Source organism: Bartonella sp. SL320, assembly GCF_059687635.1.
The window spans coordinates 787,522-802,375 of sequence record NZ_CM185143.1; the positions used below are offsets into that span (position 1 = coordinate 787,522).

The following is a 14,854-nucleotide window of genomic DNA, read 5'->3' on the forward strand; positions in this document are numbered from 1 at the left end:
CAAAATTGATCAATTAAAGTTTATTGTTTTTACTTCGCTTTTGTTTTTAATGCTTGATTAAAATCATAACCGCTTGGGTTTTGAAAAACCTTTAGACCAAAACTGGGAAGAATCGAATAAAGGTGATCAAAAATATCCCCTTGAATTTGTTCATAATCTAGCCAAACGGTGGTGTTCGTAAAGCAGTAGATTTCCAAGGGTAAACCATTTTCTGTCGGGGGGAGTTGTCGGGCCATAAAGGTCATATTGGGATTGATGTTGATATGCTGTTGTAGATAAGCAAAAACATAAGCACGAAAAGTTCCAACGTTGGTTAAACGGCGTGTATTGGCTAAAATATCAGAATTTTTATCTAATTGAGCGTTCCATTGATCAATTTCGGCTCTTTTTTGCGTGAAGTAATTTTCTAATAAATTAAAGCGGGAAAGATATTTTTGTTCTTCTTCTGTGAGAAAACGGATACTGGATTGATCAATAAAAAGGGAGCGTTTGATGCGTCTGCCACCCAATTCTTGCATTCCACGCCAATTTTTAAAAGGGTCGGTCACAAGTTTACGGATAGGAACTGAGGTAATAGTGTTATCGAAATTTTGAACTTTAACAGTATGGAGGGCAATTTCAATAACATCACCATCGGCACCAAGGTTGGGAATTTCAATCCAATCACCAACACGAACCATATCGGTCGACGAAATTTGAATGCCGGCAACAAGAGAAAGAAGTGTATCTTGAAAAATTAACATGAGAACTGCGGCCATTGCACCAAGACCGGAGAAGAGAATAAGAGGGGAGCGGTCAATTAATGTGGCAACCATTAAAACTGCTGCAATAGCAAAAAGTGCAATTTTAGCAATTTGAATATACCCTTTTATTGGTTTTAGTCGTGCTGTTGGTCGTTGTTCGTAAATGATGTTAACGATATTGAGACAAGCAGAAATTGTTAGAACAACAAAGAAGATAATAAAGGCGTTGGCAACATTATCGACAACAGTGCTGAATGCATCGGGCAATGTTGGGATAAAATTAACGCCGACTGAAAGAATAAAGGCTGAAATGATATTCGCTAGGTATTGAATAGCATTTTGAATATCGGTGGTGGTCTTCTTGGGAAGGAAAGAAGAGAGTTTTTTTGCTCCGTGAATAAGTAACTTTCGTCCGACAAAGTTGATTAAAAGGGCAACTATAGTAAGAATAATAAGCCAAGAAATAGCTTCTAACCACGGATATTGAACAATAAATTCGATCACTTGTTTACTCTCCATTGCTAAAATTATGAACAGTCGATAGATTAAAAATTTACAACTGCTTAAGAGGAAGTCTTGGAATTATGCTCTAAAGTCGTTAAATATGCAAAAAAGAAATTTAAACCTCTGTGAGAGATAATGCGTTTTCCGCCTGATTTCCTTGATGAACTGCGTAGCAACTCCCAATTTCTACAGTGATTGGCCAACGAGTGGACTTTGATCCGCGAAAAAGTAAGCCTTCACGGGGAGATTTTTGGTGTTGTTGTCCATTCCATGGTGAGAAAACACCGAGTTTTCATTGTGATGATCATAAAGGGCGCTATTATTGTTTTGGTTGTGGTGTAAGCGGCGATATTTTTACCTTCCTGTGCGAGCTTGATGGATTAAGCTTTTCCGAAAGTGTCGAGCGTTTGGCTGATTTTGCAGGAATGAAACTACCCGTTTTTGATCCGCAAAGTCATCAACGTCAAATGGAAAAAGCTGACCTTTATGATGTAATGAAAATTGCTACAGATTTTTTTCAGTCCCATTTACGTGATAAAGGAGGTGTGCAGGCACGTCGTTATCTGGAGACACGCGGTGTTACGCAAGAGCTTATAGAGCGTTTTCGAATTGGTTTTGCACCGGTGAGACGTACAGCTTTGAAAGAAGCTTTAATTGCTCGGGGTATTTCAATAAAGCAAATGGAAGAATGTGGACTTCTCACAGCCCATGAGGAGAGTGCAGATTCTTATGACCGATTTAGAAATCGTATTATGTTTCCTATCGAAGATTTGCGCGGACGTGTGGTGGCTTTCGGAGGACGTGCGTTAGAGAAAGAGACGCGAGCAAAATATCTCAACAGCCCTGAAACAGTGCTCTTTCATAAAGGAAATATACTTTATAATGCGGCTGCGGCTCGTAAAAATAGTCGCTTTGTTGGCGATGAAAAAAACCATTCACTTCTTGTTGTCGAGGGGTACATGGATGTCATTGCCTTGACTAAAGCTGGTTTTGAAGGAGTCGTAGCCCCCTTAGGGACAGCATTAACAGAAGCGCAAATTGAGCTTTTATGGCAGATGGGCAAGGAGCCTATTTTGTGTTTTGATGGGGATGATGCTGGTTTAAAGGCTGCTTTTCGTGTTGCTGATCGGGTATTGCCTCTTTTAAAGGTTGGGGTTTGTGTCCGCTTTGTTTTGTTGCCAAAAGGAAAAGATCCTGATGAAATTATTGGTGCTGGTGGTGCGCCCCTCTTTTCTTCTTTTTTACAAAAGGCAATTCCTTTGATTGAGCTTTTATGGTGGCGGGCTACCTATGGAAAGCATTTTGAAACTCCAGAGTCACGAGCAGCGCTCGAAAAACAACTCAAACAACAAATTTTTACGATTAAGGATGAAAATGTTCGTCGTTATTATTTGCAAGATATAAAACAACGCCTTTTTGATTTTTTTCGTCCCTCTTTTTCGAAAAAGAGGGGAGGGAGATATGATCAATTTTCATCCAATAGGATCTTTAAAGATAAATCCTTTTCTCTGTTAGAAAATTCTGAAATCGTACGAAATTCTTCGCAAGCTATTCCTTTGCGTGAAGCCGTGATCTTACTCACTTTAGCTTATTATCCTGAGTTATGGCATGAAAATTTTGAGATTCTCTGTGCGTTAGAATTAAAAAACACACAATTGATGTATTTTCATCAAACAATGTTGGAAATTCTTGGGGATCAGCCGCTTCATGATAAAGAGACAATGGTTGCGTTCTTAGAAAAAAGAGGGCAAAAGGCTTTATTAGAGCGTATGAAACATCTTGTGCAAAATATTGGTATGCGTATTATCTTTGGGGGCGCTTCCATAGAAGATGCACGTGCTATATTAAAACAAGCTGTCTACTTGCATCTTCAGGAACACCACCTACATAAGAGGTTACAGGACATTGAAGAGCAACTTGTAGAAAATCCTAAGAGTGAGGTTTTTGATCTGCTTCGTGAGGTAAAAAATGAGCTAGAGCAGATGCAGGCAACAGAAGCATTAATTGAAGGATTTGGAAGTTTTTTGGATGAAAAAATAGACGGGAATACACAAGATACGATAAAATGATTCGCTTTTTTTATGCGAATCAGTCACTTAGATTTTAGATGAGGAATTTTATGTGGAGTGACGTTTTCATAAAGATGACAATTAAATCATAAAGATAACAGTTAAATTTTAGAATAAATTTTAGGAAAAGCGGGAAATTGGTTCTTACGATCGGGTACAGAGATTATCTCAGAAGCGTTGAGAGGTGTCGGGGAAACTTCTGGAGTTTTCCCGCGTTTTTGTCTGGATGACAGGTTTGTCTGGATGTCACAGCGTGTACAAAATGTATTCTTTCCAATAGTAATCTCTTAAAAGGAAGTATATATGAGAAGCTATTGGTCGATTTTAAGTAAGAACAAAAAAGCTGGTCACATGGAAACTATGGTTACATGGAAACGATGAAGTGATCGAGTGGAGTTATGGTATGGCAACAAAGGTTAAACAGAAAGATAATGCAGAAGTAACAAGCCAAGCGAGTTTGGATGGTCCTCTTCTTGATTTTTCTGATGATGCCATCAAGAAAATGATTAAACTGGCCAAAAAAAATGGTTATGTCACGATGGATGAACTCAATGCTGTTCTTCCTTCCGACGAGGTTACATCCGAACAGATTGAAGATATCTTGGCGATGTTTTCTGAAATGGGGGTTAATGTTGTAGATGATGAGGATGAAGTTGAATCTGAAAATTATGAAGAGGAAGGTACGGTAGAGGGGGGGACTTAGTAGAAGCCTCTAGCCATGCACTTGCAACGACGACGAATAAACGTGAAGTAACAGATCGTACGGATGATCCGGTACGTATGTATTTACGTGAGATGGGAGCTGTTGAGCTTCTTTCACGGGAAGGCGAAATTGCTATTGCCAAGCGTATTGAAGCAGGGCGTGAAACAATGATTGCTGGACTTTGTGAGAGCCCTTTGACTTTTCAGGCTCTGATTATCTGGCGTGATGAATTAAAAGAACAGCGTGTTCTTCTTCGTGAGATTATTGATCTTGAAACGACTTATGCTGGTCCAGAAGCAAAGCAGGCTCCTGTTATCGAGCGAAGTGAAGTTGATAAGATAAAAGAAGAAAAGATGTCTTCGGGTATCCGTAATATGGGGGAAAATGTAGGGGAAAGAAGCATTGAAGAAGACGATGAAGACGATGAGGACGATGTTAACTTATCCCTTGCAGCCATGGAAAATGAGCTTTGTCCTCAAGTTATGGAAACATTAGATTTTATTGCTCAAACCTATGTAAAATTACGAAAATTACAAGATCAACATGTTGAAAGCAGTTTGGCAGAGCGTAAAGAGGGCGCTCTTACAGCTTCTCAAAAGAAAAAATATGTTCAATTAAAGGGTGAATTGATTCAGGCTGTAAAATCTCTCTCTTTGAACCAAAATCGTATCGAAGCTTTGGTTGAACAGCTTTACGATATCAATAAGAGGTTGATTCATAACGAAGGTAAGCTGAAACGAATCGCTAACAGTTATGGTATTGGCCATGAGGATTTTTTAAGAGAATACCAAGGGCGTGAATTAGATGCAGATTGGGTGAATTATATTGCCACTTTGCCTGCACCGGGGTGGAAAGAATTTTCAATGCGAGAAGCAAAAGAAATTCAAAAATTGCGCAGTGAAATACAAAATCTTGCACAAGAAACGGCTATTTCGATTGGTGAATTTCGCCGGATTGTTATGCAGGTGCAGAAAGGTGAACGCGAATCGACCATTGCGAAAAAAGAGATGGTCGAATCTAATTTACGTCTTGTTATTTCAATTGCAAAAAAATATACGAATCGTGGTTTACAGTTTCTTGATCTTATTCAAGAGGGCAATATCGGTTTAATGAAGGCTGTGGACAAATTTGAATATCGGCGCGGCTATAAGTTTTCAACTTATGCCACATGGTGGATTCGTCAGGCTATTACGCGTTCGATTGCAGATCAAGCACGCACTATTCGCATTCCTGTTCATATGATTGAAACAATTAATAAAATCGTTCGTACTTCACGTCAGATTCTCCATGAAATTGGACGAGAGCCAACACCAGAAGAATTATCGAGCAAGCTTTCTATGCCCTTAGAAAAAGTGCGAAAAGTTCTCAAAATTGCAAAAGAACCTATTTCATTGGAGACGCCTGTTGGCGATGAAGATGATTCCCATTTGGGTGATTTTATTGAGGATAGGAATGCATTATTACCCATTGATGCTGCTATCCAAGCAAATCTGCGCGATACAACAACACGCGTTCTTGCCTCCCTCACGCCACGGGAAGAGCGTGTTTTGCGAATGCGTTTTGGGATAGGGATGAATACTGATCACACATTAGAGGAAGTAGGACAGCAGTTCTCAGTGACAAGAGAACGTATTCGTCAGATTGAAGCAAAGGCACTTCGTAAATTAAAGCATCCTAGTCGCTCACGAAAATTACGCAGTTTTCTCGATTCTTAAATAAAGGAATTGATGCATTTTAATCATTCCCCCTGTCTTTTTTATGGAGGGAAGTATTGTGTATTCAGCTTCTTTTTTGAGAAAAATATGGAAATACTTTGAATAATCTAAAAAGTTTACGATATTAAATGTTTTTTGCAGCTTTGGATTTTTGTACCTCTCTGTCTCAAAAGAACAGATAGAGGGCAAAGAGTAGTTATGGAGTAGAAAGGTTGAGGGGGACTTTCAAGAAATGAATGATAAAATATCATCTTGCTTCGAGAAATTCGTTTTTTAGAAATGGAATATCTCAAGAATAAAGTTATCGTGCAGCGTACTATCTTTTGATAAAAAAGTGTATTCTTTACGGAGTTATTCTATCATTTTAGGTGACATATTTTGCTCTTTGTCAGTTGAAAAAGGAATTTTTTAATAGCTTATGTTTATTTATAGGTGCTCTTTTTTGAGTATTTCCTTTTTCTTCAGATAGATTTTGAGAAACTGTTATGAAGTACGCATTGAGTTGAATCCTTGTAAGAGACAAAATTATAGAAATTAAACTTTTAATTTTTTTTATCGATCTTCTTAATTAAAAATGGTGTGCTTGAGTTTATGAATGGAGAACTTCCTTTTTGGAAAGTAAAAAAATTAGAAGAGCTTTCTTTCTCTGAGTGGGAAAGCCTTTGTGATGGTTGTGGCCTTTGTTGTCTCCACAAAGTTGAGGATGATGATACGGGTGATCTTTATGCAACCAGTATTGCTTGTCGTCTTTTAGATGGAGAAACTTGCCAGTGTCGAAACTATGCTCATCGTAAGTCGATTGTACCAGACTGCATATCATTAGACATGACAACAGTTAAAACAGCGCGTTGGCTTCCAAAAAGTTGTGCTTATAGATTAGTTTATGAAGGAAAAGATCTCCCATGGTGGCATCCATTGGTATCAGGAGATAGTCAATTGGTGCATAAAGAACATATTTCTGCACGCGGACACATAGAAGTCTACGAAGATGAATTATTATCTGAAGAAGATTATCTCAATCATATCACTGGCCTTCTATGTAAAGGTCAGTGATATGCGTGTTTTATACAATGGTTGATAGGTTAATCGATCGCAAAGACGACAGTAACGCTTACATCATAATTTAACTCACCCCCTGCAAAATTTGAATCTGCGTAGTTTGCATCTGCAGCTCTGCTCATAAGACGCGGTGTTGGACGATGATAACCATCTTCATTGATTTCAATAATTTTTCCTAACTTTAAATCGGCTGCTTGCGCTATTGTTTGCGCTTTTTCAATAGCCTCAGCAATAGCTTTTTTTCGTGCTTCTTGATAAAATGGCTTTGTATCTGCGTTGGTAAAAGTAATACCATTGACTGAATTAACCCCTAGTGCCATCGCTTGATCAAAGATTTTACCTGCATTGCTAAGATCACGAATGCGTACAGTTAAAGAATTAGAAACGTGATAGAGTTTTTCATTATTCTTTTTTTCGTGGTTTGATTGGTAAATGGATAAACCGGATGTTTGTAAGTCATGTGCTTGAATGCCATTATTTTTAAAAGCTTTTATAATATCATTGATCGATTGATTATTGGAAGCTAAAGCTTTCTGTGCCGTTTTGTCATAGGTAACAACAGCAAGGTTAATAATTGCCATATCTGGTGTGGCTTGACTTTCCCCGATTGCAGTTACTGTAATCGTCGCTTCTCTTTTATTGTCCTCAGCATAAGCATGGACAGTTAATGAAGCGGTTAAGAGTGTGAATGTTAATATAGCTATTTTAACAAAAGAACTCTTCAGTGGTTGAATTTTCTTTTCTATCATATCTATTCCTTTATATTTGTTATGAATACTTTCTCATTTTTGAGCGTTCTTGTAAAGAAATTAGGGCACTCGAAAAAAAACCAATAGAAAAGGTAAAAAGATTAATTATAACTCAAGTCAGCTCTTGTATCATAGAGCATTTTAGTTTAGAGAAGAACCACCTATATGGGGCCTGTAGCTCAATTGGTTAGAGCCAGCGGCTCATAACCGCTTGGTTGGGGGTTCGAGTCCCTCCGGGCCCACCAATAGGAAATTTTCTAATAGGAAAATATATAGCTTAAGTTTAAGGAAAATACATAACTTAATGAAAACTTGAAGATTCTATATCCTTCGTTCTTTTTATTTTATTTCTCTTTTTGTTTTACATTTTCTTGTCATTTTTGGGAGTATTTTTCTATCGGTCATTTTAATATATAAAATGATGGCATGCTTTTATTCGCAACATTGGAGCATTTGGATTAATTTGATATGTGTTGCTGTTTACGTCCTCAATTTATAGGCTGTTTTTTATTTTTTCTGGATGATGTTCTCTATAAAGCAGGAGATTTCCCCTTCATGAAATGAATTTATTTATGCTTGTTTTGCAAGTAAATGGGGTCTCATAAAATTAATGCTAAACGCTGTGCTTATTCATCATAAGTGTCTCCTAAAAAGAATGAATATAAATCCGCTTTCTGTGAGTGGTCTTTATATTTTTTCAGATGCTCTAACACATCATCATGATAAAAGATTATTTATAAAAGGATATGATTTATAGACGTTCACAGGTATTATGGGGATAATAAGAGTAATATTTGTTGATATTCTTTTCTCAAGAAAAAAGCTTTTTCTGGCTTTTGAGAGCTATGGCGGTGAAGTGTCCTTTCAACAAAGTGATTAATCTTTCTTTGAAACACTAAAATTGAGTGATTGTCGGTGGTATCTTACATGAATCAAATTTTATTGTGACAGGTATTTTTATTACTCTGTAAAGAATATTCTCTATGATATTAAAAAGCCAATTAAAATGTCATTTTTGACCATTATGCGCTTTTTGCTTCATCACAAGTTATAGTTCTTTCTTAATTCAAAGTATTATTGAAGTCACAAGGCGTTTTTTGATTTTATGCTCATAAGGTATGAGCAGTATTTGGGTAAAACTGGTTCTTTTTTATATTGCTAAAATTTTTTCGTACTGATTATGAAGAGAGTTTTTTTCTGCAAGATGGTCGGTAAGGGGAGAGATTGTTTGTTGGATAAAGTACATTTCTTTTTTAAGACTACATTTGGTAAAATATCATTCTTCATTTACCTGAGAGAATCCTGCCTTGTTGTAAAACATACAATTTTCCTACAGAGATTATGGATGATGATTCGCTTTATTTTTTTATATTACTATCCTTATTCATGGTAGAGAATCAGTATTTAAAGGGTGCTTTCAGAGAGGAACTTTGTAAATGTATTACAGAGTTTTAGGGGCGCGGCGGTTTATAAGAATTTATCCCTATGACATTATTATATTTATTACTGCTTTGCCATATCGTGAAAAAAATATAGATGGTAGCAAAAAAATATTTTTCTTTTGGAATAAGCTTTTTCGTGTTTTCTTATAGAGTGTTCAGGAATATCTTCAGGGATATTTTCATATTAATTTGTTATTGGTCCGAATCAGAAGATTTGCGTAACATTATTCGCGTTGTTGATAGATCATACCAATTTTCATAAGAAGTTCTGGATCAAGCGATGTTTTCTGTTTCAAGATGGTACAGGTCTCATAGAGTTTCATCTGGTTTTATAAAATAAGTTTGTACACAATTGCTTCCATACTGCCTATTGCAAATATTTTTTTCTAAGGTATGAGATATGTTTAAACGCTTTAGCGTTATATTGTTCGACAATACGGAGTACAACTATGAAGAATGATGAAAAGTTTGGGACGATTTTATCTGATATTATTGTGAAATGGGAGTCTTTATCAACATCTCAAAAGCAAGCAATATTGGATAGAGTTGAAAATTCTACAACGGCTTCTCGTCCAACAGAACATTTAAAGCTTCAATCTTCTTTTTATCTCCAGACGAAATCAAAGCTATAAGTTGTAAATCTTCATCAGAGATGTTGAAGCCTGTTATGACATATATGGCACTGGCATTTCCAAGTGTGTTTAGAATAGCCATAAGCTTATCGACTGAAGGTCTCTTTCCTCCCCTTATCATTTGTTGGACATAGTTTTGTCCACAGCCTGCTGCTCTGCTTATTTCGATCATTGTTCGTCCGTCACTTTTTATCAATTCAATTAAGCGTTGGAACCAATCTTTTTCAGTCTTTGTCATTTTTAGACCTTTACACATTTACGCTATAGCGTTAATATTGCGTTGCGAATCCAGAATATATGATACAAGGAGCGTGAAGATATCCATGCGTAGCTCTTCGCTAATGAAGCATATAGAGTTGTTTTTAAATAATAACAAAATATCCCCATACACTTTCAGATTCGAATCAATAAAAATGGTTCCTTAGTTCCACGGTTGTAAAGAAATCAACGCGTATACCAGAAACGGTGATACGCACGCGTGTGTTCATGAGATTTCACTGTGATAGTATACGGAGCAGCATTATAAATCAAGATATACCCCAACATCAGCATTTGTAAAAAAAATCTGCGTTAGGTGTTATGTGGGCATATAATGAAGCTTTACAGCCTTAAGAGGCAAAATCATGATTGTAGAAAAAAACATAAATTCACAGGTTAAAAATGTCCTTTTTTCTTTTGTTGTAATAAATTAGGTCACTATCAGATGATACATCGTATGTATGCGTTAAAAAAATTTGAAAATATCAGAAAAAGTGATTTTGGTATTTTTATAAAATATAAAAATAATTTGGGGCACGAGCGTGCTCGTTTGGTAGAATATGATACATGTGGCCTATACTCTTATGCGGATAGGTGTATTTTTGATGAGGCTGCAATTTATAATAAAATTTGTATTTACGATGATATTTTTGTTTACGAAAAAGCATTAATATATGGTTGTTTAGGGTGGGACAAGAGTTTGCATGTTTATGAAAGGGGAGCGCTTTATTGTCATTTGAATATGAGTGGAGAGACATATGTTTACACTAATGCAGTTGTTTTTAGTCAAATTTTGAATGCTCAATATATTGAATCTTGTCGTGATGCTGGTGATTATAGAAATCCTCATGTTTATAGGAATGCTTTGGTCTGTGATGATGTTAAGATTTATGGGGAGGTAAAACTTTACAGAAAAGCTGTGCTTTGTGTCATCGAAGTTTTTTGTCGTTATAAAAAAACTTTCACATATAGCTATATTCCGCACGGCATCAAAGAGGAAGATAGGAACGATTTGAGAGAGGCGTATATTGATTTTATTACGTTGTTCATTTTATTTGAAGTTCCTTATTTTATATCAATCAATATGTCGCAAATAATCGATGAGAGCGTGTGGGGTTAGCCGCTTTTAGAGTGCTTTTTTGCGTCATTTATCAATGTTTTTAATAGAGAAAACAAGAATGCTAAGAGCGATTATTCGCACTTGGGATATGGTTTATTGCCTTCTTTTTTAATGGGTTATGAAACAAAACAAATTGCTTAAGATGATCACTTGAGCGACAATTAGAGGAGATAAAAATGAGTGTAAACGAAATTTTATTGGGAGCGGTTGTTGTTGTTGTGTTGCTCTGCGGGATTATATTTCGGTTTGCTTTATATTTTCGCAGTCAAGTTAAAGCTCTAAAAGAGGAATCCAGAAGGATAAAGCATGAGTTTTTAAGAGATTCTATGAAGATGACTGAAGAACGAGATAGAGCCATTAGAGAACAAAGCATGGTGATTAAAAGGCGTGATCAAACAATTGCAAAGCTGAAAAAAGAAATTAAGCAGTATAAAGAAAATGAAAAGAAATATCAAAAAGTTCTTGAACCTGAAAATAATAAAGAGTGACTGTATTTAATATTTTACATCGAATTTATGCATTAAAGGATTTAGACATTTATTAGAAAGATTGTAAGTAAGGAGAGAGAGATGAACTTTAATGACGTTCATTACAGTGCTCGTGGGGAAATTATCTTGGAAAAGAATATTCAAGTTTATTCCGACTTATGAAGATATTTAAGTTAAGTGAAGATATTTAAGTTAAGAGTATCTTTGATCGTAGCGTAAAAGTTTATAATGATGCGTCAATTTGTAGATATGCTGTTATTAAAAAGCATATCTATCCGATCCAGAAGTTGTTATGGCGATATATACTATTATAGAAAACAATTTTGCGTATCCCTTTTGGACATGAGGTTAATAGCTACGATAGGTTTTAGCAATAGGCATAAAATGGTATTGCATGATAATAGAAGGAGATATTTGCTTTTTATAAAAATGAAGCCGATATCATGATTATCGGAGACGGAATAGGAGGGTAAATATAAAAGATATTGATACTTGGATGAACAATCATCTTGCTAATTTATAGTTTATCTTTTTTCAAATGCGTTTTTTTTGTTCACTTTTGATGAAAAGACACAATGTTTGAGAGATTTTCTGCTTGATAGACACTACAGAATTTTGATTATGTTTAAATACAAACAGGCAACTTATAAGACATTAACGATCATTTGAATCTGTCGGAAAAAAATTCCCTTTCAAAGAAAAAACAGTTACTTTTCATTTGCTACAGAAAATAATATCAAAATATTATACAAAGCAAATTCTTTTATTAACGATAAAGGACATCAAGACTGCAGTTCTTTAATAAGAGCTTTATGGGTAATTTCTTTGATTTGTTCAATATTAACTAGGATATCTTGTTTTGTTGGATAGCCTTTGCTAGAAAAAGCAATTTTTTGTGCATCTCCCGAGATTAAACGCCAGTACCACTGATTGTGAACGCCTTGAAACACCTCAAAATACATGTTTCCCACCTCATAAAATAGCTATAATTTCAGGATAAATACTCAACTAACCCATTTACGAATACTAATGTATGTCTCTATAGGAAGTCGTCAATATATTCCCCTTAAATTTTCTGACCTTACATAATTTCTATGAGAGCTATTATTCTTTTAACAAGAAAAATTTTCTTGTCAATAAGATATGAATGAGAATTTTATACTATAAAATAATTTTTTTCCAATTTAATGACACTATATGCTCATTTACAATACAAATATTTTTCTTTTATAGAAGTAAATTTTATAGACCGTACAAACTTCCACTTACATGGAGAAAGGAAAAATACTTTTCTCCATGCAGGTGAGGTTAAAAAATTCTTTTTTTCTTTTGAAATAGGCATTTATTGATTAGCGATAACTTCTTTTTGGGATACGCTTCGAATGAGTAAATCAATGAATAAGCTAAGGGTATAAGAATTAGTCATCTTGGCTTTCATATCGATCAGAGAGGTTGCCGTTTTAGAGTTAAGACCATTTGATAAACCTTGTCTTGACAAATATTGCTGCAACTTTTCATAAGAGCTATCGATTTTTTCTTGATTTAGTTTTTCATTACGATCGCACTTGGTAAGTGTCTCTTCAAGCCCTTCAATTTTTTTAATAAAATAATTCCAGTCAAAATCACCTTTTGTATATTCGGCGTCAAACATTTTTCCTTGTCCGGTTAAAAGCCAATTAATGTTGACACCATATAACGTGCGGTATGTTTGTAAGACACTAAGATTGGGTTCTCTTTCTCCACGCTCATAAAAAGCAATGGAATTTTTCGTCATGCTAAAACTTTTAGCTAAGGTCTCACGTGATGGATCGCCTAAAGCAAGACGTACATAACGTAAACGTTTTCCAAATATGGTTTTTGATTCAGTTTCAGGACGTGCCACGAATTATCTCCCTCAGTAAATCATCATGGTATAAATTATAAAACAATAAAACCACACTATGTATTAATATTTATGATATAATGTCAATATTTATAGCTTTAATTTCTCTTTATTTTTTTATTTTAGTGTAGAGAAAACAACTTCTCAATTCTATTGTATTAACGATTACTATTCATTTCAAACAAAAATTCTTTGTTTGGTGCACTTTGCCTCTTGTTTTTTTGAGAAAGTTTTCATGTAACTCTACCATTGTATTCTATACACCTCTGCATTAAGAGATGCAACTTTAAAGGGATACAAGCTTTCGATTTGCACTATGGGTGTTTTGTCGATGAATTAGAAAATAAATTTTGAGGAATGATCATGGCCCTGTTGCGCTATTTTGGGTTTGCTTTTTTTTTCACGATTATTGGTGTCTTTTTAGGAGGCGCTATCGGTTGGTTTGAAACGGGAAGCATGACTGGTTTTCTTAAATATTTTTTTATTTGTTGTGTTTTAGGGGTTTTGGAAATTTCTTTATCTTTTGATAATTCGATTATCAATGCACGTGTTCTTGGTAGAATGGATCCGTTATGGCGTCGTCGTTTTCTTATATGGGGAATTTTGATCGCTGTATTCGGGATGCGGATTGTTTTTCCATTATTGGTGGTTGTTGTTGCTGTTGGAATTAATCCAATTGCAGCAGTTAAATTAGCGCTATGGGAACCACATCGATATGCCGAAGTCTTAATTGATGCGCATATGGGAATTGCGGCTTTTGGGGGAACTTTCCTTATGATGGTTGGCTTAAAATATTTTTTTGATTCTGAAAAAGAGGTACATTGGCTTAACGTTATAGAGAGACCAGCGCAAAAGTTTGGGGCCATTATTGGGATTGATATCGCAATTATTTTGATTTTGATCTTATTTGTTTCAAGGCAGATTGCTGCAGAAGATAAAATCACTTTTTTATTGGCAGCTCTTTATGGACTTTTGACCTTTATAGGGGTTGAGGCTATTGGTCATCTTTTGGATACGCCTAAAAAGACTTTAACGACAGTGGCTCAAGGGGGAATGGGGGCATTTCTTTATTTAGAAGTCCTTGATGCAAGTTTTTCTTTCGATGGTGTGGTGGGTGCTTTTGCCTTTTCACATAACCTTTTTATTATCGCAATTGGTCTTGGTATTGGTGCCTTTTATGTTCGTTCTATGACAATTATGTTAGTCGAATCAGGGACATTGTTGCATTATCGTTATTTGGAACATGGTGCTTTTTATGCAATTTTAATTCTTGCAGTGATTATGTATTTGCAAACAATTATATCGGTTCCGGAAGTCTTAACGGGACTTGTGGGCGTTAGTATTATTGGAATAGCATTGTATTCTTCAATTCGTTTTAAGCGTCGTCAATTGGATAAAAATGCTGCATCTTAAGTCATGGAGATTTCATATTTTCTGTTATTTTTGTTTATCATATCTCTTTGAAGAGGAAAGGTCTTTGATGCCAAACA

Annotated in this window: 10 protein-coding genes, 1 tRNA gene and 2 pseudogenes; 8 read left to right on the forward strand and 5 right to left on the reverse strand. The window is 35.5% G+C overall.

Annotation, left to right across the window (positions count from 1 at the left end):
* Window positions 1-29: 29 nt before the first annotated feature.
* Entirely contained in the window at window positions 30-1,247 is a 1,218-nt protein-coding gene (locus tag AC6ER8_RS03105) for a mechanosensitive ion channel family protein (RefSeq protein ID WP_497079236.1), read from the reverse strand.
* A 135-nt stretch (window positions 1,248-1,382) separates the two neighbouring features.
* Between AC6ER8_RS03105 and dnaG the strand changes: the two are divergent.
* The 3 genes and pseudogenes from dnaG (at window position 1,383) to AC6ER8_RS03120 (ending at window position 6,787) form a co-directional block, all read left to right on the forward strand.
* Window positions 1,383-3,316, forward strand: a pseudogene (dnaG, locus tag AC6ER8_RS03110) (DNA primase).
* A gap of 403 nt (window positions 3,317-3,719) precedes the next feature.
* Window positions 3,720-5,734: pseudogene (gene rpoD, locus AC6ER8_RS03115) on the forward strand (RNA polymerase sigma factor RpoD).
* Window positions 5,735-6,325: 591 nt separating this feature from the next.
* Entirely contained in the window at window positions 6,326-6,787 is a 462-nt protein-coding gene (locus AC6ER8_RS03120) for a YcgN family cysteine cluster protein (RefSeq protein WP_497079238.1), read from the forward strand.
* A 29-nt stretch (window positions 6,788-6,816) separates the two neighbouring features.
* Here the strand turns inward: AC6ER8_RS03120 and AC6ER8_RS03125 are convergent, their stop codons facing one another.
* Window positions 6,817-7,542, reverse strand: coding sequence for an SIMPL domain-containing protein (locus AC6ER8_RS03125; protein WP_497079240.1), 726 nt, complete (start codon window positions 7,540-7,542; stop codon window positions 6,817-6,819).
* Window positions 7,543-7,710: 168 nt separating this feature from the next.
* On the opposite strand from AC6ER8_RS03125, the gene AC6ER8_RS03130 reads away from it, so the two are divergent.
* Window positions 7,711-7,787, forward strand: a tRNA-Ile gene (locus AC6ER8_RS03130).
* A gap of 1,646 nt (window positions 7,788-9,433) precedes the next feature.
* The gene (locus AC6ER8_RS03135) at window positions 9,434-9,616 is read left to right on the forward strand and encodes a hypothetical protein (protein WP_497079242.1); all 183 of its coding nucleotides are present in this window, start codon (window positions 9,434-9,436) and stop codon (window positions 9,614-9,616) included.
* Here the strand turns inward: AC6ER8_RS03135 and AC6ER8_RS03140 are convergent.
* Window positions 9,540-9,854, reverse strand: coding sequence for a helix-turn-helix domain-containing protein (locus tag AC6ER8_RS03140; protein WP_497079244.1), 315 nt, complete (start codon window positions 9,852-9,854; stop codon window positions 9,540-9,542). The two genes, AC6ER8_RS03135 and AC6ER8_RS03140, sit on opposite strands and share 77 nt — an antisense overlap.
* Before the next feature lie 465 nt (window positions 9,855-10,319).
* On the opposite strand from AC6ER8_RS03140, the gene AC6ER8_RS03145 reads away from it, so the two are divergent.
* A complete protein-coding gene (locus AC6ER8_RS03145) occupies window positions 10,320-10,994 on the forward strand; it encodes a hypothetical protein (RefSeq protein WP_497079246.1) in 675 nt (224 codons plus the stop codon).
* Between the two features lie 176 nt (window positions 10,995-11,170).
* Entirely contained in the window at window positions 11,171-11,482 is a 312-nt protein-coding gene (locus AC6ER8_RS03150) for a hypothetical protein (RefSeq protein WP_497079248.1), read from the forward strand.
* Window positions 11,483-12,264: 782 nt separating this feature from the next.
* On the opposite strand, the gene AC6ER8_RS03155 is transcribed toward AC6ER8_RS03150, so the two are convergent.
* Window positions 12,265-12,444 (reverse strand): YegP family protein, encoded by a 180-nt coding sequence (locus AC6ER8_RS03155; RefSeq protein ID WP_497079249.1) that lies wholly within the window; start codon window positions 12,442-12,444, stop codon window positions 12,265-12,267.
* Between the two features lie 380 nt (window positions 12,445-12,824).
* Entirely contained in the window at window positions 12,825-13,364 is a 540-nt protein-coding gene (locus AC6ER8_RS03160) for a helix-turn-helix domain-containing protein (RefSeq protein WP_497079251.1), read from the reverse strand.
* Window positions 13,365-13,727: 363 nt separating this feature from the next.
* On the opposite strand from AC6ER8_RS03160, the gene AC6ER8_RS03165 reads away from it, so the two are divergent.
* Window positions 13,728-14,777: a DUF475 domain-containing protein gene (locus AC6ER8_RS03165; RefSeq protein ID WP_497079253.1), complete on the forward strand. Its 1,050-nt coding sequence runs from the start codon at window positions 13,728-13,730 to the stop codon at window positions 14,775-14,777.
* The last annotated feature ends 77 nt before the right edge of the window (window positions 14,778-14,854 follow it).

Excerpts from the sequence above, each read along its gene's own strand:
- AC6ER8_RS03120 (WP_497079238.1), top strand. The coding sequence starts at position 6,326 with ATGAATGGAGAACTTCCTTTTTGGAAAGTAAAAAAATTAGAAGAGCTT.
- AC6ER8_RS03140 (WP_497079244.1), bottom strand. The coding sequence starts at position 9,854 with ATGACAAAGACTGAAAAAGATTGGTTCCAACGCTTAATTGAATTGATA.
- AC6ER8_RS03125 (WP_497079240.1), bottom strand. The coding sequence starts at position 7,542 with ATGATAGAAAAGAAAATTCAACCACTGAAGAGTTCTTTTGTTAAAATA.
- AC6ER8_RS03155 (WP_497079249.1), bottom strand. The coding sequence starts at position 12,444 with ATGTATTTTGAGGTGTTTCAAGGCGTTCACAATCAGTGGTACTGGCGT.
- AC6ER8_RS03135 (WP_497079242.1), top strand. The coding sequence starts at position 9,434 with ATGAAGAATGATGAAAAGTTTGGGACGATTTTATCTGATATTATTGTG.
- AC6ER8_RS03150 (WP_497079248.1), top strand. The coding sequence starts at position 11,171 with ATGAGTGTAAACGAAATTTTATTGGGAGCGGTTGTTGTTGTTGTGTTG.
- AC6ER8_RS03145 (WP_497079246.1), top strand. The coding sequence starts at position 10,320 with ATGATACATCGTATGTATGCGTTAAAAAAATTTGAAAATATCAGAAAA.
- AC6ER8_RS03165 (WP_497079253.1), top strand. The coding sequence starts at position 13,728 with ATGGCCCTGTTGCGCTATTTTGGGTTTGCTTTTTTTTTCACGATTATT.